Consider the following 1,201-nt stretch of genomic DNA (forward strand, 5'->3'; position numbering starts at 1 on the left):
GGAGCAAGAGAGCAATGGCGAAGGAAAAATTTGATCGTAGTAAGCCGCATGTAAACGTTGGGACGATTGGTCATATTGATCACGGCAAGACGACGTTGACCGCGGCGATCACGAAGGTGTTGTCGAAGCATAACCCGAAGAACAGCTTCCGTTCGTTCGACACGATTGACAACGCCCCGGAAGAGCGCGAGCGCGGTATCACGATCTCGACCTCGCACGTGGAGTACGAGACGGCGAACCGTCACTATGCCCACGTGGACTGCCCGGGCCACGCCGATTACATCAAGAACATGATCACGGGCGCAGCGCAGATGGACGGCGCGATCCTGGTGGTTGCAGCGACGGACGGCCCGATGCCCCAGACGAAGGAGCACGTTCTGCTCGCTCGCCAGGTTGGCGTGCCGTACATCGTTGTGTTCCTGAACAAGTGCGACGCCGTGGAAGACCCCGAACTGATCGACCTGGTGGAGATGGAAGTTCGCGAGCTGCTCAGCAAGTACGAGTTCCCGGGCGATGACGTTCCTGTCATCCGTGGCTCGGCCCTGGGCGCGCTGAATGGCGAAGCTCAGTGGGAAGCGAAGATCGACGAGCTGATGCAGGCCGTGGACGACAACGTTCCCCAGCCGGACCGCCTGGTCGACCTGCCGTTCCTGATGCCGATCGAAGACATCTTCTCGATCTCGGGCCGTGGCACCGTGGTCACGGGCCGTATCGAGCGTGGCCGCATCAAGGTGGGCGAACCGGCGCAGATCGTGGGCTTCCGCGATACGCAGGCGACGACCGTGACCGGCGTGGAAATGTTCAAGAAGCAGCTGGACGAGGGTCTTGCCGGTGACAACGCGGGTCTGTTGCTGCGCGGTACGGCGAAGGACGACGTGGAGCGCGGCATGGTTCTGGCGAAGCCGGGATCGATCACGCCGCACACCGTGTTCAAGGGCGAAGTGTACGTTCTGTCGAAGGAAGAGGGCGGCCGTCACACCCCGTTCTTCAACGGCTACCGTCCCCAGTTCTACTTCCGCACCACGGACGTGACCGGATCGGCGAAGCTGCCGGAAGGCACCGAGATGGTGATGCCGGGCGACAACGTGAACCTTGAGATCACGCTGCACACCCCGGTGGCCATGGAAAAGGGTCTCCGCTTCGCCATCCGCGAAGGCGGTCGCACCGTCGGCGCTGGCGCCATCGCCGAAATCGTCAAGTA

At 61.9% G+C, this 1,201-nt stretch carries 1 protein-coding gene; it reads left to right on the forward strand.

Annotated elements, in window-relative coordinates; genetic code table 11:
- Nucleotides 1–14: 14 nt before the first annotated feature.
- Nucleotides 15–1,201: elongation factor Tu (gene tuf / locus AB6729_RS18060; RefSeq protein WP_371083050.1), on the forward strand; the 1,187-nt coding region annotated here is incomplete at its 3' end.

The sequence above is a fragment of the Terriglobus sp. RCC_193 genome, assembly GCF_041355105.1.
In the GTDB taxonomy this organism is placed as follows: domain Bacteria; phylum Acidobacteriota; class Terriglobia; order Terriglobales; family Acidobacteriaceae; genus Terriglobus.